Raw genomic sequence first — 22,840 nt, 5'->3', positions numbered from 1 at the left:
GATCAGCACCGTTACCGCCGGCCTCGACGAATTGATCGTCTCCAGCATTTCGGTGGCCAGCATGCCCGGCGGAATGGTGCGCGGATTCCGGGTCATGACCTCGTCGACATCGGCCGTCATCAGGTCCGGGCGCATGTGGCGGCGCAGATCGCCATCGGTGATGATGCCGGCGATCTCGCCGCCGGCGTCGACGATGCAGACGCAGCCGAATCCCTTGGTCGACATCTCCACCAGCGCGTCCGACATCTTGGCGCCGAGCGGCCTGACCGGGATGGCGTCGCCGGTATGCATGATGTCGCGGACGAACTTCAGCATCGCCCCCAGCTTGCCTCCGGGATGGAAATTGGCGAATTCCAGCGCGGTGAAGCCGCGGCCCTCGAGCAGCGCGATGGCGAGGGCGTCGCCGATCGCGGCCTGCATCAGCGACGAGGTGGTCGGCGCCAGGTTGTGCGGACAGGCCTCGCGCGCCTTCGGCAGCTCCAGCACGATTCGCGCCGCGGCGCCGAGCGAGGAGGCGGCGCTGGACGTCACCGCGATCATCGGAATCGCAAAGCGGCTGGAATAATTCACCAGATTCTTCATTTCCGGCTGCTCGCCGGACCACGACAGCGCGATGATGACGTCGTCAGGCGTGATCATGCCGAGATCGCCGTGGCTGGCTTCCGCGGCGTGCACGAAAAAGGCCGGCGTGCCGGTGGAGGCCAGCGTCGCCGCGATCTTGCGCGCGACATGGCCTGACTTGCCGAGTCCGGTGACGATGACGCGGCCCTTGGCGTCGCGGATCAGTTCGACGGCGGCGGTGAAGGCCGGCCCGAGCGGGCCCTGCAAGGCGGCCGAGATCGCGGCGATGCCGGCGGCTTCCGTATCGAGCGTGCGCAGGCCCGACTGGACGGCGGCGCTCGCGGGGTCGGTGCCGGATGAGTGTGCCATCAGCGGTTTCGAATGGGCCATGCATGATTCCGAAGCAGGGGGCTGTTGGCCCCGGACCCCTCCTTAGCACGCGCGGGAGGGTGATGCGACGCGGGCCCCGGTTCTCAACGGCTCATTAACCATAATTGTTTTAACTCCATTAACGACGTTTCCGCAGCTGCGTTCGCGCATGCCCGGAACCTGTCGCCTAAGTAAATGAATTTATTGGAGTATTTTCATCGTGATGTCGGGTCCAGCAAGGGGCCGTCGCGGGCGCGTAACGGTTTTACGCGCGTTATTGCCATGCCTTGCGCTGACCCTTGCGCTGATCGCCTTCGATAACTCTCCAGGCCACGCCCAGACCCTGACCCCCGACCTGTTCCGCCCGGCTCGCGACGGCTTTGTGTCGCTGCAGGATTCGCCGCTGCGCCGGACCGGGGAGTCCAGCGACCGCACCGGCGATGCCGCCAATGACGCGCGGCTGCGCGACAAGGACGTGCCGGCGAAATCACGGATCGGCGCGATTCCGACCTACGGCCTTCCCGCCGCCAGCGGTGCGTCCACCTCCGGCTACGACTCGCTCAACCGCACCAGGAAGAAGACAAAATACTATCCGGGCCAGGCCAGGCCGAAGCCACCACCGGGTCCCGGCAGCAAGCCGCCGCAGCCTTTGCCCGCCAACGGGCGGGTGCGGCTGTCGATCCCGCCGTCGGACTCCGCCAACAAGACGCCGATCCCGCCGGCGATGGCCGGCACCGTGCCGGGCCAGCCGCCGCGCAAGCGGCTGAAGGTCGACGACGATCCGTTCGGCGCGATCGGCGATTACGCCGGCAGCTTTCTGATCAAGTCCGCGCTCGAGCTGCGCGGCGGCTTCGACACCAATCCGCGCCGCACCGTGGTGCCGAAGGGATCGCCGTTCTATGTGGTGGCGCCGGAATTCCTCGCGGTTTCCGAGTGGCAGCGCCACGCCGTGGTCGCCGATCTGCGCGGCTCGTTCACCGGCTACGGCAACACCTTTCCGCCGCCGACCGACGGCACCATCTCCTCGGCGCCGGTCGTGGTCGACCGGCCGGATTTTGACGGCCATATCGACGGCCGCCTCGACGTCAGTCGCGACTTCCGCCTGATGGGACAGGGCCGGCTGCGCGTCGCCACCGACAATCCCGGCAGCCCGAACATCCAGGCCGGCCTGCAGCGCTATCCGATCTACACGACGCTCGGCGGCACCTTCGGTGTCGATCAGAGTTTCAACCGCCTGCAATTGTCCTCAGGCCTCACCGCCGACCGCACCGTCTATCAGGCGTCGAAACTCACCGACGGCACGTCGAGCAGCAATGACGACCGCAACTACAACCAGTTCGGCGGTCTCGGGCGCGTCAGCTACGATCTGATCCCGGGCCTGAAACCGTTCGGCGAAATCGTCGGCAACGTCCGGGAGCATGACCAGCAGGCGGATCGCAATGGCTATCTGCGCAATTCCAGTGGCGGATCGGTGCGCGCCGGCACCACTTTCGAATTCTCGCGCATCCTGACCGGCGAGCTCGCGATCGGCTGGGCGGCGCGCACCTATCAGGATCCGCGACTGATGCCGCTGCAGGGGCTTTTGACGTCGGCCTCGCTGGTGTGGGTGGCGACGCCGCTGACGACAGCGAAATTCTTTGCCACCACCTCGATCGACGAAACCACGGTGCCCGGCGTCTCCGGCGTGCTGACCAACACGTATACGGTGGAAGTCGACCACGATTTCCGCCGCTGGCTGACCGCGATCGGCAAGTTCACCTGGGGCACCCAAGACTATCAGGGGGATGCGCGCTTCGACCGCTTCTATTCGGTCTCCGGCGACCTGATTTACAAGCTGAACCGCAACATCTGGCTCAAGGGCACGCTGCGCCGCGACTGGCTCGACTCAAACATCGTCGGTAACAGCACCAATTCGACCGTGGTGATGCTGGGGGTGAGACTGCAGCACTAGCAGCTGCGCGTCCCGCCTTGTCGTGCGCACCGCCCTCCAAACAAGAACCCCGGCGCAAGGCCGGGGTTCTGAAATCGTCGCGCTGGCGGTCGTCCGTTACGGACACGGGCGGCGGTAGCCGTCGTTCCCCAGATAGGTCATGCTTTGCGGGTCGTACGACCGGTAGCGTTGCATGCAGTAGCCGATAGCATCGCGCTGCCGCTGGGCTTCGCTCGCTATGATGGCGCCGCCGATCACGGCAGCACCGATGCCGAGGGCCACTCCCGCGCCGACATTGCCGCCGCCATAACCCCGACCATAACCCCGGCCACGGCCGCGTTGCGCGTAAGCCGAGGAAACGCCCATGGCGCCGGTCGTGGCGACGACGCCGAATGCGTACATCGACAACATGACGCCTGTCGCCAATATGCGGGTGACCAGTTTGCGCGCGCGGGATTTCTGAACTGCCATTTCGTTACCTTTCCATTGATTTTCGCATCATGCCGCCTCACGCAAACATCGGCCTTGAGCTGGATCAAGCGATATCCTGGGCGGGCGCTCCGACCCGGGTTTCCGGCGCCGATATGGCCGGAAACGGGGCCGATTGATCCGACTTCAGGCCCTGGGACGCTTCACCGCCCCCGCCGCGACGCGGCGACGCATCCGGCGGTCTTGAACCCGCGCCGGGGCATTCTACTTGAATTCCTGCATGCCGCGGGCTCTGCCGCCGGCATCAGGGAGACGACGATGAACTACTTTCGAACCGCGATCCTGCTGGCCGGTCTCACGGCCCTGTTCATGGGTGTCGGTTATCTGATCGGCGGCGCCGGCGGCGCCACCATCGCGCTCTTGATCGCGGCCGCGACCAACCTGTTCGCCTACTGGAATTCGGACCGCATGGTGCTGTCGATGTACGGCGCCCATGAGGTCGATGCGCGCAGCGCGCCTGAACTCGTGAACCTCGTGGCCACGCTGGCCGGACGGGCCGGCCTGCCGATGCCGCGTGTGTTCCTGATGGACAATCCGCAGCCCAATGCGTTCGCCACAGGCCGCAACCCGGAGAACGCCGCGGTCGCCGTCACCACCGGGCTGGTGCAGTCGCTCGGCCGCGAGGAGCTCGCCGGCGTGATCGCGCATGAGCTCGCGCATATCAAGAACTACGACACGCTGCTGATGACCATCACTGCGACCATCGCCGGCGCGATCTCGATGTTGGCGCAGTTCGGCATGTTCTTCGGCGGCAACCGCGACAACAACCACGGCCCCGGCATCATCGGCTCGATCGCGATGATGATCCTCGCCCCGCTCGGCGCCATGCTGGTGCAGATGGCGATCAGCCGGACCCGCGAATACGCCGCCGACGATCTCGGCGGGCGCATCGTCGGCCAGCCGATGGCCCTGGCGTCGGCGCTGGTCAAGATCTCGAACGCCGCGCATGTGATCCCGAACGAGGAGGCCGAACGCAATCCGGCGACGGCGCACATGTTCATCATCAACCCGCTGTCGGGTCGCGGCATGGACAATCTGTTCTCGACCCATCCGTCGACCGAGAACCGGATTGCCGAGCTGCAGCGGCTCGCGGCCGAGCTCGGGTCGCAGGGAGGCATGGCGGCGCCGACCCGTCCGCCGCAATCGCCGCGACGCGGTCCCTGGACGGCTCCCCGTGGCAGCGGCGCGGCGCCGCGCGGGCCGTGGGGCTGAATCGAAGCGACGGCCCGCCGCGCGACTTTCGGGTTCGACTATTTTTGGGCCAGCACAGAACGCATGAGGATGGCGGCCTCGCTTGGCGGCAGGCGCGCAATTTCGCGATAGAAAGTCGTTGATGCCTGGCAATACTCACGATACTTCGAGGGATCGACGGAGCCGCTGGTCAACAGCTTGAGCTGGTCGTCACCGATGCCCTTCGCAGCCATTTCGGCGCCGAGCTTGCCCCAGAGTTCGCCAACGATTGTGGCGGAAACGTCCTGACGCTTTTTCGCCGTTTCCACGACGCGCCGGTTAATTTCGTTTTCCCGGTCAACGAGTGCCGCCGGCAAATTTTCCGCGATATTGCTGTCGGCCCCGACTCCGGATGCGAATTTGTAGCAAAGCGCCGGACTCTTCGCGCCCAGGGCGGCGTATTGATCCGCGAACACCGCTCCCATGTCCACGAGCACGGCGTCGTCAGCAAGAAGCTGCAGGGGTGAAAGGATCGAAGCCAGCCTGGCGCGCGCGTTCACGATCGTGTCGGCTTCCGTCTTGCCGGCGACGTAGTCGCCGTAATAGGTGCTGATGACGCCGTCATACTCTTTCGGGAATTTCTCTTTGATGGCGCGAAGCAGCGGCAGCCCTGTCGTGATCATCTCCGCCAGCCGGTCCTGGCTCATATCCGCGCCAAAGCCCGAAAGCGCAAATTCCTTCCCGTTCGACACCCCCGTAATGACGTTGGCGGAGGCCATGACTTCCGCCGGAGGTTTCCACATGCCGGAACTGGGCGTGGACAGGGCTTTGTCCACGAACCCCCTATTGAAGCCTGCCTTGATGAAAATCTGCTTCTGCTCTTCGGCTGCATCCTGCAATTCGCTGGCGCTCATTCCCGGAAAGGCTGGAGCGTGAAAGCCGAGAACCGCGCCTTTGCGGATAAATCGGTTGCGCCCCGCCGCAAACGCGACAGTGCACGCCGAATAGCAGCCAAGGGCGACGTAGGTGTCCACGCCCTGCGCCCTGAGCACGTCGCCTAATTTGATGGCCTCCCCAACCCGTCCACCGGTGCTGTGGAGGTGAACGACCTTTATTTGACGTGAAGCCTTGAGGATTTTGCTGAAGTCATCGCTCAGGCCGTATTTGAAACCTCCGGTAATCTCCGCCTCCGTTCCGTTCCGCATGACGCGGATGGAGTAGGCAGGGATGCCGGGGTCACCGAGAAAGGCCATCCGGGAGGTCTCGATCAGTTGCGGCCATCCGGACGAGACGAACGCGCTGAGCGAACTCAAGAACCCCAGGACGATGACGACCTTGGCCACGGTAGCCCAGACCGCCCGTTTCCCGACGGTTCGGCGATGAGCAATCAGGCGATTTGCCGATCGCCACACACCGGTGACTTGCCAGACGGTGAAAAGGACGACGACTAGCCAGACGCAGACCAGAGTACCGAAGATTGCATATGGATCGTACCCTCTGCCGGTTTGGAAAAGGGCAACGATACCGGCAATGAGAATGCCGACGGCGATGCTGCCAACGAAACCGAACCACCAGTAGGAAATGCCGAGCGAATACTCGCCACGCCAGTAGCGTGCGATGAAATTATTTCGTCGGTTCGGGTCTAAGGGTATCGCGGGGGAAAATTCGGGTTCTTCAAACGTGCTCGGGTCGAGCACGCTCTTGCGTCGGGATCTTCCCCTCGCGAAATCAACCACGGCGCCGATAAAGAAGGCCAATAAAACCCAGACCGCGATCACCCCGAAAATATAGCCAATGTTCTCGGCGGCATCGGTCCCGGTCCACGGCCGGAATTTCCTGCCCCTCCATTCGAACAAATAGTCTGACAGAACGACCGACAGGCCGAGGTACAGGCCGTAGAGGGAATATCTTCGCTTGCAGGAAATCTCCTGCGCCGGGTTTACCAATCCGGCCGGGGCGGCAACTTCGAACAGGTAGCTTGCCGGCTTCCAGTCATCCAGGCCCGGACGCCAGACGCTGACGGCATCGCGATCGGCGAAGTCCTTCAGGAACCGGACGACGTCAGCGTGCGACATCGGCCCATGCTGGGAAGCGCCGTCAAAGACGTACCATTCGCCCGCGGTCAACGTCGGAAACTCCGCCTCACTATTGCTCCAACAATATCAGGCCGGTCACGCGCTGCAACCTGTCCGTGTCAAGGCGGGCTGCACAAATTCTGCAAGAATTGCCGTCACGCGATTGAACCTTTCCCGCCCTCGCGCATTGGTCACCTGCCGCCAGTCTTCTGGCCTTTCGATTTGTTCCCCCAGAACCTGTTCACGTGGCATACGCGGCAGAGTCATGTTGAGCGGTCCAGTCGATGACTCGCCATAGTTCATGAAAGCTGGAAATAGCCATGGCGATGCTGACACAAGGCGGCGCGGCGACCGCGATTTCGGTCCCACAGAAGGTGGTGCAGCCACCCGCAAAATCAGGCTTGCCCGACTGGGACTCTGCACATCTGCGCCTCGCCATCGAGGCGGCGGGGGTCGCCCTGTGGTCGTGGAATGTCGACACCAACCGTTTCACGATGGATGAGCGTGCCTTTCAGCTCTGGGACGTGCCGATCAGTGACTATGTGTCGTTCGATGATCTGTCGGCTCATATTCATCCGGCGGATCGCGACCGGGTTAAGGCGGCGTTCGCCGCGACTCGCGCCATCGTCGGCGCCTATGAAATCGATTTCCGCATCATGGTCGGTGAGGAGGTGCGCTGGATCTCGGCGCGCGGGCAGGGCGACGATGCCGGCATTGTCGGCCGCATCATGTATGGCATCTTCATCGACGTTACCGGCCGCAAGCAGGCTGAAGAGGGCCACGAGCTGCTGGCGGGCGAAATGAGCCACCGGGTCAAGAATCTGCTGGCGATCGCGACTGGACTGACGGAGATCACGTCACGTTCCGCCAAGACCACTGCGGATATGGCGCAAGAACTCACCCATCGGCTGACCGCGCTCGGCCGGGCCCACGATCTGGTTCGTCCGCTGCCGGGCCAGAGCGGTAAGGCGGCGCTGCTCGGCGACCTGTTCACGGTATTGCTCGCGCCCTATGACGACATGGGAGCGTTCAGCGGCCGCGTCCGGGTCTCGGTGCCGCGCATGGGCGTCGGCGAACAGGCGGCGACGACGCTGGCGCTGGTGGTGCACGAGCTTGCCACCAACTCCCTCAAATACGGCGCGCTGTCCTCGCCGGAAGGCGTACTCGATATCTCCTGCGTTCCCCATGACACCGAGGTGACGGTGGTCTGGACCGAGCGCGGTGGCCCGCCGGTGCAGGCGCTGACAGGCGATGGCGGCTACGGCAGCAAGCTGCTCAACCGCGGCATGACCGTTCAGCTCGGCGGATCGATTGCTTGCGACTGGAATCCGGAAGGCGTCATCGTCACGCTGAAGATGACCAAGGATCGGCTGACGAGGTAGGGGGAACGACGAGGTCGTCACCTCGGCAGGTTGGTCGTTCCCATCAAGAATTGATCGATCGAACGGGCGCAGAGCCGGCCTTCGCGGATCGCCCAAACGACGAGCGATTGTCCGCGGCGCATGTCGCCGGCGCTGAACACGTTCGGCCGCGAGGTCAGGTAGTCCGAGGTGTTGGCGCGCACATTGCCGCGCGGGTCGAGGTCGACGCCGAGCGTCTTCAGCAGGCCCTCATGCACCGGATGCACGAAACCCATCGCCAGCAGCACGAGCTGCGCGTCGAGTTCGAATTCGCTGCCGGCAATCGGCTTGAACTTGTCGTCGACATGCACGCAATGCAGTTTTGCGACTTTGCCGTTCTCGCCGGAAAACTTCTGCGTCAGTACCGCGAAGTCGCGCTTGGCGCCTTCGGCCTGGCTCGACGACGTTCGCATCTTCATCGGCCAGTTCGGCCAGGTCAGGCCCTTGTTCTCATGCTCCGGCGGCGCCGGCATGATCTCGATTTGCGTCACCGACTTCGCACCCTGCCGGAACGAGGTGCCGATGCAGTCGGAACCGGTGTCGCCGCCGCCGATCACGACGACGTCCTTGCCGGTGGCGAGGATCTCCGCAGCCGTGCCGAGCGGCTCGCTGGAGACGCGGCGGTTCTGCTGCGGCAGGAAATCCATCGCGTAGTGGATGCCGGCGAGATCGCGGCCGGGGATCGGCAGATCGCGCGCGGCTTCGGCGCCGCCGGTCAGCGCCATCGCGTCATATTCGGTGAGCAGGGTTTGCGGGTCGATCGCGCCCGGGGCGCTGCCGCCGACCGGGCTGCCGTAATGAAACACCACGCCCTCGGCCTCCATCTGCGCGATGCGGCGGTCGATGACGTGCTTCTCCATCTTGAAATCGGGAATGCCGTAACGCAGCAACCCGCCGGCCTTGGCGAATTTCTCGTAGACATGCACGTCATGCCCGGCGCGCGCCAGCTGCTGCGCGCAGGCGAGGCCGGCGGGGCCGGAGCCGACCACGGCGATCTTCTTGCCGGTCTTGATCGGCGCGATCTCCGGCGGCAACCAGCCATTGTCCCAGGCGCGGTCGACGATGGCGCATTCGATGGTCTTGATGGTGACCGGGTTGTCGTCGATGTTGAGCGTGCAGGAGGCTTCGCACGGCGCCGGGCAGATGCGGCCGGTGAATTCCGGAAAGTTATTGGTCGAGTGCAGGTTGCGCGAGGCTTCCTGCCAGTTGTTCTGGTAGACCAGATCGTTGAAATCGGGAATCTGGTTGTTGACCGGGCAGCCCGGGGTGCCCGGCGCCACCGATCCGGTGCCGTGGCAATAGGGAATGCCGCAATTCATGCAGCGCGCCGCCTGGTCGCGGGTTTCCTTCTCGCTCAGGGGAACGACGAATTCGTTGTAGTGTTTCACGCGCTCGGCGACCGGCGCGTACTTGCGGTCGTGGCGGTCGATCTCGAGAAAACCTGTAATCTTGCCCATTTAACCAGACGCCCCTGAACCCTTGCTTTGTCTCTTTCCGTCGTCATCCCCGGTGAACGCAATTGCGTTCACCTGTGAGGTGCGCGCTCTTGCGCGCCTCGAAGGATGAGCAACAGGCACCTTCGTCGGTCATCCTTCGAGGCTCGCCGAAAAGCGGCTCGCACCTCAGGATGACGATTTCTTTCTACGCCCCGATCGCGATTTTCGGTTCGGTGTCGGCGCTCGCCTTCATTTCCTTCAGTGCGCGGCGGTATTCCACCGGCATCACCTTGCGGAATTTCGGCAGATACGTCTTCCAGTTCGCCAGAATCTCGGCGGCGCGCTTCGAGTCCGTCAGCTTGGCGTGGCGGGTGATCAGGACGTGGAGCCGCTCGACGTCGGACTCCAGCAGGTTCTGGAACACGTCGACCCGTCCATGGGCATCGAGATCGCCGGACTGATGATAGGTGTTCTGGTTGATCATCTCTTCCGACAGCACCGGTTCGAGCTCGACCATCGCCATGTTGCAGAGTTTGGCGAAATCGCCGGCTTCATCGAGCACGTAGGCGACGCCGCCCGACATGCCCGCGGCGAAATTGCGCCCGGTCTTGCCGAGCACCACGACGATGCCGCCGGTCATGTATTCGCAGCAATGATCGCCGGCGCCCTCGACCACGGCGACCGCGCCGGAGTTACGCACCGCAAAACGCTCTCCGGCGATGCCGCGGAAATAGCATTCGCCCTCGATCGCGCCGTACATCACGGTGTTGCCGACGATGATCGACTCTTCCGGCACGATGCCGGAATTGCGAGGCGGCTTGACGATGATGCGCCCGCCGGACAGGCCCTTGCCGACATAGTCGTTGCCTTCGCCTTCGAGATCGAAGGTGACGCCGCGCGCCAGCCAGGCGCCGAAGGCCTGGCCCGCGGTGCCCTTGAAGCTGACCTGGATGGTGTCGTGCGGCAGGCCGGCATGGCCGTAGATTTTCGCAACGGTGCCCGACAGCATCGCGCCGGCGCTGCGGTCGGTGTTGTTGATCTCGGCCTCGATCCTGACCGGCGCGCCGCGGTCGAGCGCGGGCCGCGCCTTCTCGATCAGGGTGCGGTCGAGCACGGCTTCCAGATGATGGTCCTGGTTCTGCGAATGATAGATCTTCTGACCCTTTTCTTCCTTCTGCCGGACGAACAGCTTCGAGAAGTCGAGCCCCTTGGCCTTCCAGTGCGCCACCAGCGTGGACTGGTCGAGCATCTGGGTCTGCCCCACCATCTCGTTGAAAGTGCGGTAGCCGAGCGCAGCCATGATCTCGCGGACTTCCTCGGCGACGAAGAAGAAGTAGTTGATGACGTGCTCGGGCTGGCCGGTGAAGCGCTTGCGCAGCACCGGATCCTGCGTCGCGACGCCGACCGGGCAGGTGTTGAGATGGCACTTGCGCATCATGATGCAGCCGGCCGCGATCAGCGGCGCGGTGGCGAAGCCGAACTCGTCGGCGCCGAGCAGCGCGCCAATCACGACGTCGCGTCCGGTGCGGAAGCCGCCATCGACCTGCACCACGATGCGGCTGCGCAGCCGCTCGCGCACCAGGGTCTGGTGGGTTTCGGCAAGGCCGATTTCCCACGGGCTGCCGGCATGCTTGATCGAGGTGAGGGGGGATGCGCCGGTGCCGCCTTCGAAGCCTGCGATGGTGACGTGGTCGGCGCGCGCCTTGGCAACGCCGGCGGCCACGGTGCCGACGCCGATTTCGGAGACGAGTTTTACCGACACCTGGCCGTCGGGGTTGACGTTCTTCAGATCGTAAATGAGCTGCGCGAGATCCTCGATCGAGTAGATGTCGTGGTGCGGCGGCGGCGAGATCAGGCCGACGCCGGGCGTGGAATGCCGCACGCGCGCGAGGGTGGCGTCGACCTTGTGGCCGGGCAACTGGCCGCCTTCGCCGGGCTTGGCGCCCTGCGCCATCTTGATCTGCATCATGTCGGCGTTGACGAGATATTCCGTCGTGACGCCGAAGCGGCCGGAGGCGACCTGCTTGATCGCCGAGCGCATCGAATCGCCGTTCGGCATCGGCTTGAAGCGATCGCTCTCCTCGCCGCCTTCGCCGGTGTTGGATTTGCCGCCGATCCGGTTCATCGCGATCGCCAGCGTGGTGTGCGCCTCGCGCGAGATCGACCCGAAGCTCATCGCGCCGGTGGCGAAGCGCTTGACGATGTCCTTGGCCGGCTCGACCTGGTCGAGCGGCACCGGCTTGCGCTTTTCGTCTTCGGCGGTCTTGATCCGGAACAGGCCGCGCAGCGTCAAGAGCCGCTCGGATTGCTCGTTGAGGATTTTCGCGAACGCCCGGTAGCGTTCCAGCGAATTGCCGCGCACGGCGTGCTGCAGCGCCGAGACCGAGTCGGCGGTCCAGGCGTGATCCTCGCCGCGGGTGCGGTAGGCGTATTCGCCGCCGACATCGAGCGCGGTCTTGTATTCGAGCGCGCCGCCGAACGCATCGGCATGGCGGCGGGTGGTTTCCTCGGCGATTTCGGCCAGACCAACACCTTCGATGCGGGTATGGGTGCCGACGAAATACTTCGCGACGAAATCCGCCTTCAGCCCGACGGCGTCGAAGATCTGCGCGCCGCAATAGGACTGATAGGTCGAGATGCCCATCTTCGACATCACCTTGAGCAGGCCCTTGCCGATCGACTTGATGTAGCGCTTGACGATCTCGTAATCGTCGAGCGCCGCCGGCAGATTGTCCTTCATCGCGATGATGGTCTCAAACGCGAGATAGGGGTTGATCGCCTCGGCGCCATAGCCGGCGAGGCAGGCGAAGTGATGCACCTCGCGCGGTTCGCCGGATTCCACCACGAGGCCGACCGACGTGCGCAGGCCGGTGCGAATCAGATGGTGATGCACGGCGGCGCAGGCCAAAAGCGAGGGGATCGGAATCCGGTCGGAGCCCGCGGCGCGGTCGCTCAGGATGACGATGTTGATGCCTTCGCGGACCGCGGCTTCGGCGCGCGCGCAGAGTTCGTCGAGCACCTGCTCGAGGCCCGCCGGGCCAAAGCCGGCGTGGAAGGTGGTGTCGAGCGTGCGCGACTTGAAATGGCTGTCGGCGACATCGGAGATCGAGCGGATCTTTTCCAGATCCCCGTCGGTGAGGATCGGCTGGCGCACTTCGAGCCGCTTGGTGCCGGCCAGGCCCTGCAGGTCGAACAGGTTCGGACGCGGCCCGATGATCGAGACCAGGCTCATGACCAGCTCTTCGCGGATCGGGTCGATCGGCGGATTGGTGACCTGCGCGAAGTTCTGCTTGAAGTAGGTGAACAGCTGCTTCGGCTTGTCCGACAGCGCCGAGATCGGCGTGTCGTTGCCCATCGAGCCGTTGGCTTCCTCGCCGGTCGAGGCCATCGGCGTCATCAGGATGGTGATGTCTTCCTGCGAATAGCCGAAGGCCTGCTGGCGATCGAGCAGCGGCAGGTTGGAGCGCATGCCCTTGGTCGGGGCATCCGGCAGTTCCTCCAGCACGATCTGGGTGCGGTCGAGCCAGGTGCGATAGGGATGGCTCTTGGCCAGCTGCGCCTTGATCTCGTCGTCGGGAATCAGACGGCCCTGTTCGAGGTCGACCAGCAGCATCTTGCCGGGCTGCAGCCGCCACTTGGTGATGATGTTCTCTTCCGGAATCTTGAGCACGCCCATCTCGGACGCCATGATGATGCGGTCGTCCGACGTGACGAGATAACGCGCCGGGCGCAGGCCGTTGCGGTCCAGCGTGGCGCCGATCTGGCGGCCGTCGGTGAAGGCGATCGCGGCCGGGCCGTCCCACGGCTCCATGATCGCGGCGTGGTATTCGTAGAACGCGCGGCGCGTTTCATCCATCAGGGGATTGCCGGCCCAGGCTTCCGGAATCATCATCATCACGGCGTGCGGCAGCGAGTAGCCGCCCTGCACCAGGAATTCGAGACCGTTGTCGAAGCAGGCGGTGTCGCTCTGGCCTTCATAGGAGATCGGCCAGAGACGGCTGATGTCCTTGCCGTAGAGTTCCGAATGCACCGAGGCCTGCCGCGCCGCCATCCAGTTGACGTTGCCGCGCAGCGTGTTGATTTCGCCGTTATGGGCGATCATCCGGTACGGATGCGCCAGCGACCAGGCCGGGAAGGTGTTGGTCGAGAAACGCTGATGCACCAGCGCCAGCGCGCTGTCGAAATCAGGCTCGGACAGGTCGGGATAATATTTGCCGAGCTGGTCGGCCAGGAACATGCCCTTGTAGACCACGGTGCGGCACGACAGCGACACCGGGTAATAGCCGGCAAGGCCGCGGTCGCGGCGCTGGTAGATCGCTTGCGAGATCGACTTGCGCAGGATGTAGAGCTTGCGCTCGAATTCGTCCTCGGTCTTGGCGGCGCCGTTGCGGGCGATGAACACCTGCATATGCGCGGGCTCGGTCGGCTTGACGGTTTCGCCGAGCGAGGAATTGTCGGTGGGCACTTCGCGCCAGCCCAGCAGCACCAGTCCCTCGTCCCTGATCTGGTCGGCGATGATGCTCTTGATGACTTTGCGCCACGCCGTTTCCTTAGGCATGAACAGCGCGCCGACCGCGTACTCGCCCGGCTTCGGCAGCGTAAAGCCGAGCCCGGCCGCCTTGCGCGCGAAGAAGGCGTGCGGAATCTGCACCAGGATGCCGGCGCCGTCGCCGGCGCGCGGATCGGCGCCGACCGCGCCGCGGTGTTCGAGGTTGCACAGAATGCTGAGCGCATCGGCGACGATCTGATGCGACTTCTTGCCCTTGATGTTGGCGATGAAGCCGACGCCGCAGGAATCTTTCTCGAGCGAGGGGTCGTACAGGCCTTCGGCCGGCGGACGCCAGCTGAACTCGCGCGCGACTTCGGCCGGTTTCGAGGCCGGGGCCGCCGACAGCGCATCCGTCACGATGTTTTCGCTTGCGAACTCCGACCCGCTCATCTCACGTCCTCTCAATAAGGCGAAGCGCCTCACCGTCCGGTGGCGCACCTTGGGCGTTTGCGGCACCCACCGGGCCACCGCTCGTCCTCCGCGAGCCGCAATTTCGTAAATTCAGGCCTGGGCGTCCGGCGTCCCCGACGAACGGCCTTGCCTTTTACTTCCTGGCGCCTGAGCACCATCTTTCGTTGCAATCCCTGTGCCGGGATCGCACCGCAATTAAGACAGTCATGCTGTCCTAACTCAGACCATGCCAAATTTTTTTCTATCACACAAGCGCGTGAAAGTCGCCGGTTGCATGGCAGATCCGTGTGGCCTGCGGGGATAACCGGCCCGCCCCGGATTTGGAGTAAACGCGCCGCGATCCGGCCCAAGGACCGCCGGATTTGGCAAACATGTTGCCGGCGGGACCAACGAGCGAAAACGCTCAGAGGAGTAGCAGGAGCGATTATCCGATGAAGCTGTTCGCAGGATGGATCATATCGGCCGGACTGGTGGTGGCGGCCGGCACCGCCAATGCGCAAGTGCTGGCGCCCTACGAAGGCGCGCGCTCGCCATATCGGGTGGTGTCCGACATCGGCGGTCCCTATGCCGCGATGCCGCCGGAAGCGCGAATTCCTGACTATCGGCCTGGTTACGGCCCGCGATTGTTGCCGCCGCATGAGGTCTACACGGTGCTGCGCGACAGCGGATTTTCGCCGCTCGGTATTCCGGTGCGGCGCGGCTTGTTCTACACGATTTCGGTGATCGATCGCGGCGGCGACGACGGGCGGCTGGTGATCGACGCCCGCACCGGGCGGATCCTGCGTTTCCTGCCGGCGAACCGGATGGGTGACAATTTCGATGCCGCCCTGACGACCACCTACGGCCCGCCCGGCCCGCCGTCGGCCGGCGCGCTCAGGGGCGAGCCGCGCCCGCCGCGCGCCGCACCGAAGGTTGCAAGCCGCACGCCCGGGGTGCCGGTTCCGAAGCCGCGCGCCGGCGAAGCCAGGCCGCTGGCCGCCGCGCCGCCGGCCGTGCAGCCAGCTCAGCCAGCTGCCGTGCCGCCAGCCCAGCAGTCGGCTGCGGCGGTGCCGGCGAAACCGGCCGATCCGCAGACCACCGGCCAGACCACGGCTCCCGCAGCCGCCCCGGCTGTCGAGGCCAAGCCCGCGCCGCAGATCCTGCCGACCCAGGACATGCCGAAGGCGCAGGGGCTGGAGTAGAGGGGAGCCCTCATCCTTAAGGAGCGTCGCGCAGCGATGCGTCTCGAAGGCCGCGGGCGGGCGGCACATCCTTCGAGACGCCGCGCGAAGAGGCGCGGCTCCTCAGGATGAGGTCACTGCCCGTTGAGAAAAGAAAAACGCCCCGGTTTCCCGGGGCGTTTTCGTTTCAGCCAATATCTGCTGAAAACCGGCCGTCGTTACGCGGCGGCTTTTTCGGCCGAGCCGTCGACCACCTGCGGAGCGACCGCGCTCGTGGTCGCGATCGGAATGCTGCGCGGCTTCTTGGCTTCAGGAATCTCGCGCACGAGATCGACGTGGAGCAGGCCGTTTTCGAGCGAGGCGTTCTTCACCTGGACGAAATCGGCAAGCTGAAAGGCGCGTTCGAAGGCGCGCGCCGCGATGCCGCGGTACAGCACTTCGGCCTTGCTGCCGTTCTCATTGGCGGATTTTTCGCCCTTGATCGTCAGGGTGTTTTCCTTGGCGACGATCGAAAGCTCGCCCTGCGAGAAGCCGGAGACGGCGACCGAAATCCGGTAGGTGGTCTCGCCGGTGCGCTCGATGTTGTAGGGCGGATAGCCGGGGCTGCCGTCGGAGGCGGCCTGATTGAGCAGCGAAAAGAAGCGGTCGAAGCCGACGGTGGAACGATAAAACGGGGTGAGATCGTAGTTGCGCATAGGGTAGTCCTCCATTGAGCGACCGTTGAGTAAACCCGCCCGCCATCGGGCCGGGCATTTGTCATCGTGCAGCCCCAATGGTCCGTTCCCGAGACACTGGTAGCGGCCTGCACGAAGGTGATATGGGAGGGCGACAAGCGCGTTCAAGAAGCGGGGACCTGCCGCTTTTTTCACGCCCCCACCCTTGATTTTCCAAGCCCTTTACCTAGCCGGTCCCCTCCATGACGCTGGTCTCGATTCCCGCCAATCCGGTTCCGGACAATGTCGTCACCGGCACCATCAAGACGCCTGACGGCGCCGAGCTGCGCTTCGCGCGTTGGGCGCCGCCGGCCGGCCGCAAGGGCACGGTCTGCGTCTTCGCCGGCCGCACCGAGCAGATCGAGAAATACTTCGAGACCGTGCGCGACCTGCGCGACCGCGGTTTTGCGGTGGCGATGATCGACTGGCGCGGGCAGGGCCATTCGTCGCGGCGGCTACGCGATCCGCGCAAGGGCTATGTGCGCGATTTTGCCGATTTCGAGATCGACGTCGAAACCTTCGTGCAGCAGGTGGTGCTGCCGGATTGCCCGCCGCCGTATTTCGCGCTGGCGCATTCAATGGGCGGCGCGGTGATGCTGCGGGTCGCGCATGCCGGCAAACGCTGGTTCGACCGCATGGTGCTGTCGGCGCCGATGATCGATCTGCCCGGCCGCGCCACCTCGCTTGCCTCCGTCGCCCTGCTGCGCACCCTTCGCCTCACCGGGCAGGGCGGCCGCTACGTTCCCGGCGGCAGCGACGCCCTGACCGGATCGGAATCCTTCGTCAACAATCCCTTCACCAGCGACCCCGTGCGCTTCGCGCGCAACGCCGCCATCCTCGAGGAGGACCCGACGCTCGGCCTCGGCTCGCCGACGGTGGCCTGGGCCGATACCGCCGTTCGAACCATGCGCGGTTTTCGCGCGGCCAATTATCCACTGCAGATCCGCCAGCCGATCCTGATGCTGGCCGCCTCCAGCGACACCATCGTCTCGACCTCGGCGATCGAGGAATTCGCCTATCATTTGCGCGCCGGCTCGCACCTGGTGATCGCCGGCTCCCGGCATGAGATCCTGCAGGAGCAGGACCGCTACCGCGCGCAGTTCTGGGCCGCGTTCGACGCCTTCGTGCCGGGCACGCCGCTGTTCAAGTGAGCGCGATGACGCGAAGCAATCTCGGCGTCGTCCTCGCGCTCGGCACCACGCAGACCATCGCCTGGGCGTCGAGTTACTATCTGCCCGCCATTCTGGCGGCGCCGATCGCGCGCGAGCTCGACGTGACGCAGACCCTGGTGTTTGGCGCGCTGTCCGGCGCGCTGGTCATTTCCGGAATTCTCGGGCCGCGCATCGGGCACACCATCGACATGGTCGGCGGCCGAGGCATGCTGGCGGTCTCGAACGGCGTTCTGGCGCTTGGCCTTGGCCTGCTTTCATTCGCTACCGGCCCGCTGCTGCTGTTTACGGCGTGGATCGTGATCGGCGTCGGCATGGGCATGGGCCTGTACGAGGCGGCCTTCGCCACCCTGACGCGGATTTACGGGATGGCGGCGCGAAGGCAGATCACGGGCATCACCCTGATCGCGGGGTTCGCCAGCACCGTCGGCTGGCCTTTGACGGCCTGGCTCGAGGCCCGTTACGGCTGGCGCGCCACCTGTCAGTGCTGGGCGCTGATCCACCTCCTGCTGGCGCTGCCGATCAACCTCACGCTGCCGCGCGCGACGTCGCCGGTTCCGGTCACCGAAGAGGCGATCGCGCCGCGCAGCGCGCGCGAGACTTCGCTGATCATGATGGCGCTGGCCTATGTCTTCGCCGCCACCGCCTTCGTCAGCTCCGGAATTTCAGCGCTGTTGCCGACCATGCTGACGCAGTTCGGCGCCACGCCGGCCACCGCCCTGCTGGCGGGCGCGCTGATCGGGCCGGCCCAGGTCGCCGCCCGTCTCTTCGAGGCCGGATGGCTGAGCAAGTATCATCCGCTGGTTTCCGCCAGACTAGCGACGCTGATGAATCCGTTGGGTGTGCTCGCGCTCCTGATCGGGGGCCCGGTGGTGGCGCCGCTGTTCGCGGTGCTCTATGGCGCGGGCAACGGCATTCTCACCATCGCGCGGGGCACGCTGCCGCTGGCCCTGTTCGGCCCCGAGGGTTTCGGCAAGCGCGTCGGACTGCTCTCGCTGCCGGCGCGCGCCACCGGCGCCATCGCGCCGCTCGCGATCGGGCTGATGACCGAGTATTTCGGCACCGGCGCGCTCTGGTTCTGCGGGTTTGCCTCGCTCTCGGCGTTCGTGGTGCTGCTATTGCTGAAGACAGCTCGCAAATCGTCGCCATAGACTTCGTTCGCTTGAACCGGTGGCGTCGGCCGGCACCCGGCCGTTGGGGGTCGGTAGCGCCCTTCCATAGCGCTGAAAAATATCCTAGCCTGACATCACGGCGCTCCCGGGGGGACGACCATGCGATCGCGTGTACGAAGATTTGCCCATGTGCTGGAACGCAGTGGGCTTGCGATGGCCGGCGCTGCCGCCGGCCTGTTTGTCGCCGCCCTTGTCGGCTCCAGCATCGCCGCGCTCACGACCCAGGGCTTTCTGCTCATCATGATGATTGCCGGCGCGATCGGGTTCTATCTCGGAATCGACACGCCGCCTTTGCCTTTTCATGAGCCGCACGAGGAGTCTGCCGAGGGCAGAGCTGGCGGCAGGATCGACGCCGCGGAGTTTCTCAGCGCGGTCGGCACCTTTCTTGCGGCGCTGACGGCGTTTGTGTCGGTCGGCGTGATCGTGCTGCGCGAGAATCCGCACATGTTCTGGACCGCCATGATCATGGCCGGATGGGTCGCCGGCGTGACGATGCAGATCATTGCGGGAGCCATTGCGCGCATGCGCGCCCGATAGGCAGCGGCTTTCTCCTGCCGATCGCCTTGCCGCGCCCGCGAACTGGAAAAATCAAGTCTCATGTTCGGCATTCACGAATTCTGGCTCTTCATCCTCTCCGGCCTGCTGCTCAACATCACGCCGGGACCGGATACCGCCTATATCATCGGCCGCAGCGTGCAGATGGGCTGGCGCGGCGGTGCGGCGGCGGCGCTCGGCATCTGCACCGGCTGTCTGGTGCATGTGTTTGCCGCGGCACTAGGCCTGTCGGCGCTGCTGGCGGCGTCATCGGTCGCATTCACCGTGGTGAAATGGGCGGGTGCTGCCTATCTCTGCTTCATCGGCATCCAGTTGTTGCTGTCGCGGCCGGGCGCGATGCCGTCAGCCGATGCGGCGCCGGCCAGTGACGCGATCTCGCTGCGTCAGGTGTTCTGGCAGGGCGCGCTGACCAATGTGCTGAACCCGAAAGTGGCGCTGTTCTTTCTCGCCTTCCTGCCGCAATTCGTGGCCGCGGATTCGCCGCACAAGGCCGCCGCCTTCGTGCTGCTCGGCCTGATTTTCATTTTCAACGGCATGCTGTGGTGTCTCGGCGTGGCTGCGTTCGCGGCGCGCGCCGCCCGCAGCATCCGGCAATCCGGCCATGCCTTGCTCTGGATCAATCGTGCGCTGGGCGGGCTGTTCATCTATCTCGGCGTCCGCATCGCGCTGCTCCAGACGCGGTGACGTGGAGGCAAGCGCCCTAATTTGAGGCGCTGCTGCCCGCAATTTGCGCGTACCGGAAATGGCGAAATCGCCGAAGCTTGGCCGTGCGGTGACGAGGAGCGCGCGGTGAAGACTTTCATTCGTGTGGTTGAATTATGGGTTCCGGACCGGACCCGGACACGGCTGGAATTCGGCGGCGCGCTGTGCAGCGACGAGTTCGCCGAATTCCGGGCGCTCAGCGAAAATACCCTGTTCGCCTATGGCGAGGGGCTGCCCGGCAAGGCCTGGGCATCAGGCCATCCGATCGTGCTGACCGAGTTCGCCAATTCCTATTTCAAGCGCACCGACGAGGCGAAGGAAGCCGGCCTGACCTGCGGCGTCGCACTGCCGGTATTCGCCGGCGAGTTCCTCACCGCCGTATTGGTGCTGTTCTGCGGCGACGACGCCAGGCATGTCGGCGCCATCGAGCTGTGGCACAACGACCTTTCGGTCTCGCACGAAATGGGACTGGTCGACGGCTATTACGGCACTGCGGACATGTTCGAATTCAATTCGCGGCACACCAAATTTCCGAGCGGGTTCGGCCTGCCGGGTCGGACCTGGAAAGCGGGCATGCCGCTGATCATCAAGGACCTGCATAATTCAAAGGTTTTCTTGCGTTGGGAGGAAGCTTCCGAAATCGGCATCAATTGCGGCGTCGGCATTCCCTACCGGACTTCGGCGGAAGAGACCTGGGTCATGACCTTGCTGTCGGCGCAGGCGACGCCGATCGCGCAGCGATTTGAAATCTGGGTGCCGAACGCGGATCGCAGCGCGCTGGTGTTTCAGTCCGGCGACTGCAGCAAGGGCACCGATCTCGATGCGCTGTATGCCGCAAAGACTCTCGGCAAGGGCGACGGCTCGATCGGCGGCGCCTGGGCGACCGGCATGCCGGCCCTCTGCGAAAACCTGCAGCACGATCAATCGATCGCGGCGGCGCTGGCGCGTGCCGCCGGGATGAACCAGATGGTCGCCCTGCCGGTGATCGAAAAGGCCGAGCTGAAGGCCGTGCTGGCCTGGTACCTCTGAAAGCTGCCCCGATCCATCATTGGTCCGCGGTCTCTGTCGCCGCCCTAAATCCGCCTCGGAGCCAACGCCATAATACACGCTAAGATTGAGCGTGAAATTGAGGTGTTGCCATGGGTCGATGCAATTTGCGTTTCGCGTTGTTGCCGTTGCATACCATGGTCGTCTTGTTGTTTTTGGCGGACCCACACTCGAATGCCGCTGCGGGCCAACAGCTCTCGGCCGCTGATCTCGCCGCCGCCAAGGCCGCCTACCAGCGGCCGGCGCCGCAGCCGGTGGAAAACCCGGCGCTTGTCGAACTCGGGCGGCTGTTGTTCTGGGACCCCCGCGCGTCGGCGTCGGGCCGCACGGCTTGCGTCAGCTGTCACCTGCCGCAGCTTGGCTGGGCCGTGAACGACCCACGCAGCCGCAACGACTCGGGCAAGCTGACATCGCGCAAATCGCCGACGCTGCTCGGCGTCGGCCACCTCGGTTCCGTTCCCAACGGCTGGGACGGTCGCAACGTCAGCCTCGAAGCCCAGGCCAAGGCGTCGATATCAACCGGATCGATGTCGATGCGGGAGACCGAGACGCCGGTGAAAGTCGAAGTCATCGAGCAACGCATTCGCGCTATTCCGGCCTATGTCGAGCGGTTCAAGACAGCGTTGCCGGATGCCCCCGTCAACATCGACGCGATGGTCAAGGCGATCGCCGCCTATGAGGCCGCGTTCGAGCCCGGACCCGCGCCGTTCGACCGCTGGGTCGAGGGCGACGAGGCGGCGATTTCGGAGCCGGCCAAGCGCGGCTTCGCGCTGTTCAACGACAAGGCGCTTTGCTCCTCCTGCCACGTCGGCTGGCGCTTCACCGATGACGGGTTCCACGATATCGGAACTTCTACCACCGACCTCGGCCGCGGACGCGAAGTCAAGGACGACCCGCAGCTGCAATACGCTTTCAAGACGCCGACCCTGCGCTCCGTGGCGTTGCGCGCGCCGTATATGCACAACGGCTCGCTGGCCAACCTTGACGCCGTCATCAGGCATTATCAAAAGGGCGGACTGGATCGTCCGAGCCGCTCACCGATGATGATGCCGATCGAGCTCGATGACGGGGAGCGTGCCGATCTGGTCGCCTTTCTGACAACGCTGACCGGATCGCCCGAGGGCGACGCCGCACCCAGGCTCCCGGATTAGGCGCTCCAGAACGTAGCTTAGGCCCGCATGTTATAAACCGTGCTGCCCACGAGATAGAGCCCGAGCAGTATCATCGCGATCAGGAACCAGCGGCGGAACGCTTCCGGCTGCATCCGCGAGCGCACCGCCTGGCCGATGAACATGCCGGCAAAGGCGGCCGCCATCGCCACCGCGCCCGGCAGTGCGGTTGCCGTGGTCAGCAGGCCTGATGCGGTGAGATTGAAAGCCAGCGCCACCGTAGCGACGGTGAAGAACACCCCGAGCGCCTGCACCAGCTCGTCCTTTTCCATGCCGATCGCCTGCATGAACGGCATCGACGGGATCACCTGCACGCCGGTCGCTGCGGAAACCAGGCCGGTGATGATTCCGACGATGCCTCCAACCCAGCCTTCGTTGCGGCGCGCGACGTGGAACGTGAATTTGTTGAGCCCGATGATCGCATAGATCACCAGCAGCACGCCGAGCACGATGGTGCCGTAGCGCGCATAGGGCCCGGTCAGCATGTCCGCGTTCAGCCAGATGCCGATCACGGTGCCCACCATCAGCGGCCACAGCCGGCGGATGATGTCGCGCAGATAGGGGCCGACGAATGTCTGCCAGATATTGGTGATGATGGCCGGCACGATCACGATGGCGAGCGCGTGTGAGGGCTGCATCGTCACCGCGAGCAGGCCCATCGACACCGTCGGCAAGCCGAGCCCGATCACCCCCTTGACGAATCCGGCGAGCAGGAAGGCGGCGGCGATCAGAAGCAACAGAGGTTCGAACATAGGATCACATT

17 protein-coding genes are annotated in these 22,840 nt (G+C 64.8%); 10 read left to right on the top strand and 7 right to left on the bottom strand.

The annotated features are described in order from the left end of the window. A partial coding sequence (locus tag Q7T45_RS17000) for an SIS domain-containing protein (protein WP_304872114.1) occupies positions 1 to 951 on the bottom strand: 951 nt, incomplete at its 3' end. A gap of 202 nt (positions 952 to 1,153) precedes the next feature. On the opposite strand from Q7T45_RS17000, the gene Q7T45_RS16995 reads away from it, so the two are divergent. Further along, on the top strand, positions 1,154 to 2,881 hold the full coding sequence (locus Q7T45_RS16995) for an outer membrane beta-barrel protein (protein ID WP_304872113.1): 1,728 nt from the start codon (positions 1,154 to 1,156) through the stop codon (positions 2,879 to 2,881). A 96-nt stretch (positions 2,882 to 2,977) separates the two neighbouring features. On the opposite strand, the gene Q7T45_RS16990 is transcribed toward Q7T45_RS16995, so the two are convergent. Next, positions 2,978 to 3,331, bottom strand: a complete 354-nt coding sequence (locus Q7T45_RS16990) for a BA14K family protein (protein ID WP_304872112.1) — start codon at positions 3,329 to 3,331, stop codon at positions 2,978 to 2,980. A gap of 276 nt (positions 3,332 to 3,607) precedes the next feature. Between Q7T45_RS16990 and htpX the strand changes: the two genes are divergently transcribed. Next, a complete protein-coding gene (htpX, locus tag Q7T45_RS16985) occupies positions 3,608 to 4,561 on the top strand; it encodes a zinc metalloprotease HtpX (RefSeq protein WP_304872111.1) in 954 nt (317 codons plus the stop codon). A 38-nt stretch (positions 4,562 to 4,599) separates the two neighbouring features. On the opposite strand, the gene Q7T45_RS16980 is transcribed toward htpX, so the two are convergent. Next, complete coding sequence (locus Q7T45_RS16980; RefSeq protein ID WP_304872110.1) at positions 4,600 to 6,645, bottom strand: GYF domain-containing protein; 2,046 nt, start codon at positions 6,643 to 6,645, stop codon at positions 4,600 to 4,602. 275 nt (positions 6,646 to 6,920) lie between these two features. Here Q7T45_RS16980 and Q7T45_RS16975 point away from each other — a divergent pair, with 275 nt between their 5' ends. Then, positions 6,921 to 7,976: a sensor histidine kinase gene (locus Q7T45_RS16975; protein WP_304872115.1), complete on the top strand. Its 1,056-nt coding sequence runs from the start codon at positions 6,921 to 6,923 to the stop codon at positions 7,974 to 7,976. Between the two features lie 17 nt (positions 7,977 to 7,993). Here the strand turns inward: Q7T45_RS16975 and Q7T45_RS16970 are convergent, their stop codons facing one another. Together Q7T45_RS16970 and gltB are read right to left on the bottom strand one after the other, a co-directional pair. After that, the gene (locus Q7T45_RS16970) at positions 7,994 to 9,451 is read right to left on the bottom strand and encodes a glutamate synthase subunit beta (protein ID WP_304872109.1); all 1,458 of its coding nucleotides are present in this window, start codon (positions 9,449 to 9,451) and stop codon (positions 7,994 to 7,996) included. A gap of 184 nt (positions 9,452 to 9,635) precedes the next feature. Further along, positions 9,636 to 14,369 (bottom strand): glutamate synthase large subunit, encoded by a 4,734-nt coding sequence (gene gltB / locus Q7T45_RS16965; protein WP_304872108.1) that lies wholly within the window; start codon positions 14,367 to 14,369, stop codon positions 9,636 to 9,638. A gap of 452 nt (positions 14,370 to 14,821) precedes the next feature. Between gltB and Q7T45_RS16960 the strand changes: the two genes are divergently transcribed. Next, positions 14,822 to 15,571, top strand: coding sequence for a hypothetical protein (locus tag Q7T45_RS16960; RefSeq protein WP_304872107.1), 750 nt, complete (start codon positions 14,822 to 14,824; stop codon positions 15,569 to 15,571). A 197-nt stretch (positions 15,572 to 15,768) separates the two neighbouring features. On the opposite strand, the gene Q7T45_RS16955 is transcribed toward Q7T45_RS16960, so the two are convergent. After that, the gene (locus Q7T45_RS16955; RefSeq protein ID WP_304872106.1) at positions 15,769 to 16,245 is read right to left on the bottom strand and encodes an Hsp20 family protein; all 477 of its coding nucleotides are present in this window, start codon (positions 16,243 to 16,245) and stop codon (positions 15,769 to 15,771) included. A gap of 221 nt (positions 16,246 to 16,466) precedes the next feature. Between Q7T45_RS16955 and Q7T45_RS16950 the strand changes: the two genes are divergently transcribed. The 6 genes from Q7T45_RS16950 to Q7T45_RS16925 all read left to right on the top strand — a co-directional run bounded on the left by Q7T45_RS16950 (position 16,467) and on the right by Q7T45_RS16925 (position 22,059). Then, positions 16,467 to 17,414: an alpha/beta hydrolase gene (locus Q7T45_RS16950; RefSeq protein WP_304872105.1), complete on the top strand. Its 948-nt coding sequence runs from the start codon at positions 16,467 to 16,469 to the stop codon at positions 17,412 to 17,414. A 5-nt stretch (positions 17,415 to 17,419) separates the two neighbouring features. Beyond that, a complete protein-coding gene (locus Q7T45_RS16945; RefSeq protein ID WP_304872104.1) occupies positions 17,420 to 18,583 on the top strand; it encodes an MFS transporter in 1,164 nt (387 codons plus the stop codon). A gap of 120 nt (positions 18,584 to 18,703) precedes the next feature. After that, the gene (locus tag Q7T45_RS16940; RefSeq protein ID WP_304872102.1) at positions 18,704 to 19,141 is read left to right on the top strand and encodes a hypothetical protein; all 438 of its coding nucleotides are present in this window, start codon (positions 18,704 to 18,706) and stop codon (positions 19,139 to 19,141) included. A 60-nt stretch (positions 19,142 to 19,201) separates the two neighbouring features. After that, on the top strand, positions 19,202 to 19,843 hold the full coding sequence (locus tag Q7T45_RS16935) for a LysE family translocator (RefSeq protein ID WP_304872101.1): 642 nt from the start codon (positions 19,202 to 19,204) through the stop codon (positions 19,841 to 19,843). A 105-nt stretch (positions 19,844 to 19,948) separates the two neighbouring features. Next, entirely contained in the window at positions 19,949 to 20,890 is a 942-nt protein-coding gene (locus Q7T45_RS16930) for a GAF domain-containing protein (RefSeq protein WP_304872100.1), read from the top strand. A gap of 155 nt (positions 20,891 to 21,045) precedes the next feature. Further along, positions 21,046 to 22,059 (top strand): cytochrome-c peroxidase, encoded by a 1,014-nt coding sequence (locus Q7T45_RS16925; protein ID WP_304872099.1) that lies wholly within the window; start codon positions 21,046 to 21,048, stop codon positions 22,057 to 22,059. Between the two features lie 17 nt (positions 22,060 to 22,076). Here Q7T45_RS16925 and Q7T45_RS16920 read toward each other — a convergent pair whose 3' ends face one another. Beyond that, the gene (locus Q7T45_RS16920; RefSeq protein WP_304872098.1) at positions 22,077 to 22,829 is read right to left on the bottom strand and encodes a sulfite exporter TauE/SafE family protein; all 753 of its coding nucleotides are present in this window, start codon (positions 22,827 to 22,829) and stop codon (positions 22,077 to 22,079) included. Between the last annotated feature and the right edge of the window lie 11 nt (positions 22,830 to 22,840).

The sequence above is a fragment of the Bradyrhizobium sp. genome (assembly GCF_030646015.1).
In the GTDB taxonomy this organism is placed as follows: Bacteria; Pseudomonadota; Alphaproteobacteria; order Rhizobiales; family Xanthobacteraceae; genus Bradyrhizobium.
Note: the sequence above shows the minus strand (reverse complement) of the source record. Positions and strands in the feature narration are given on the sequence as shown.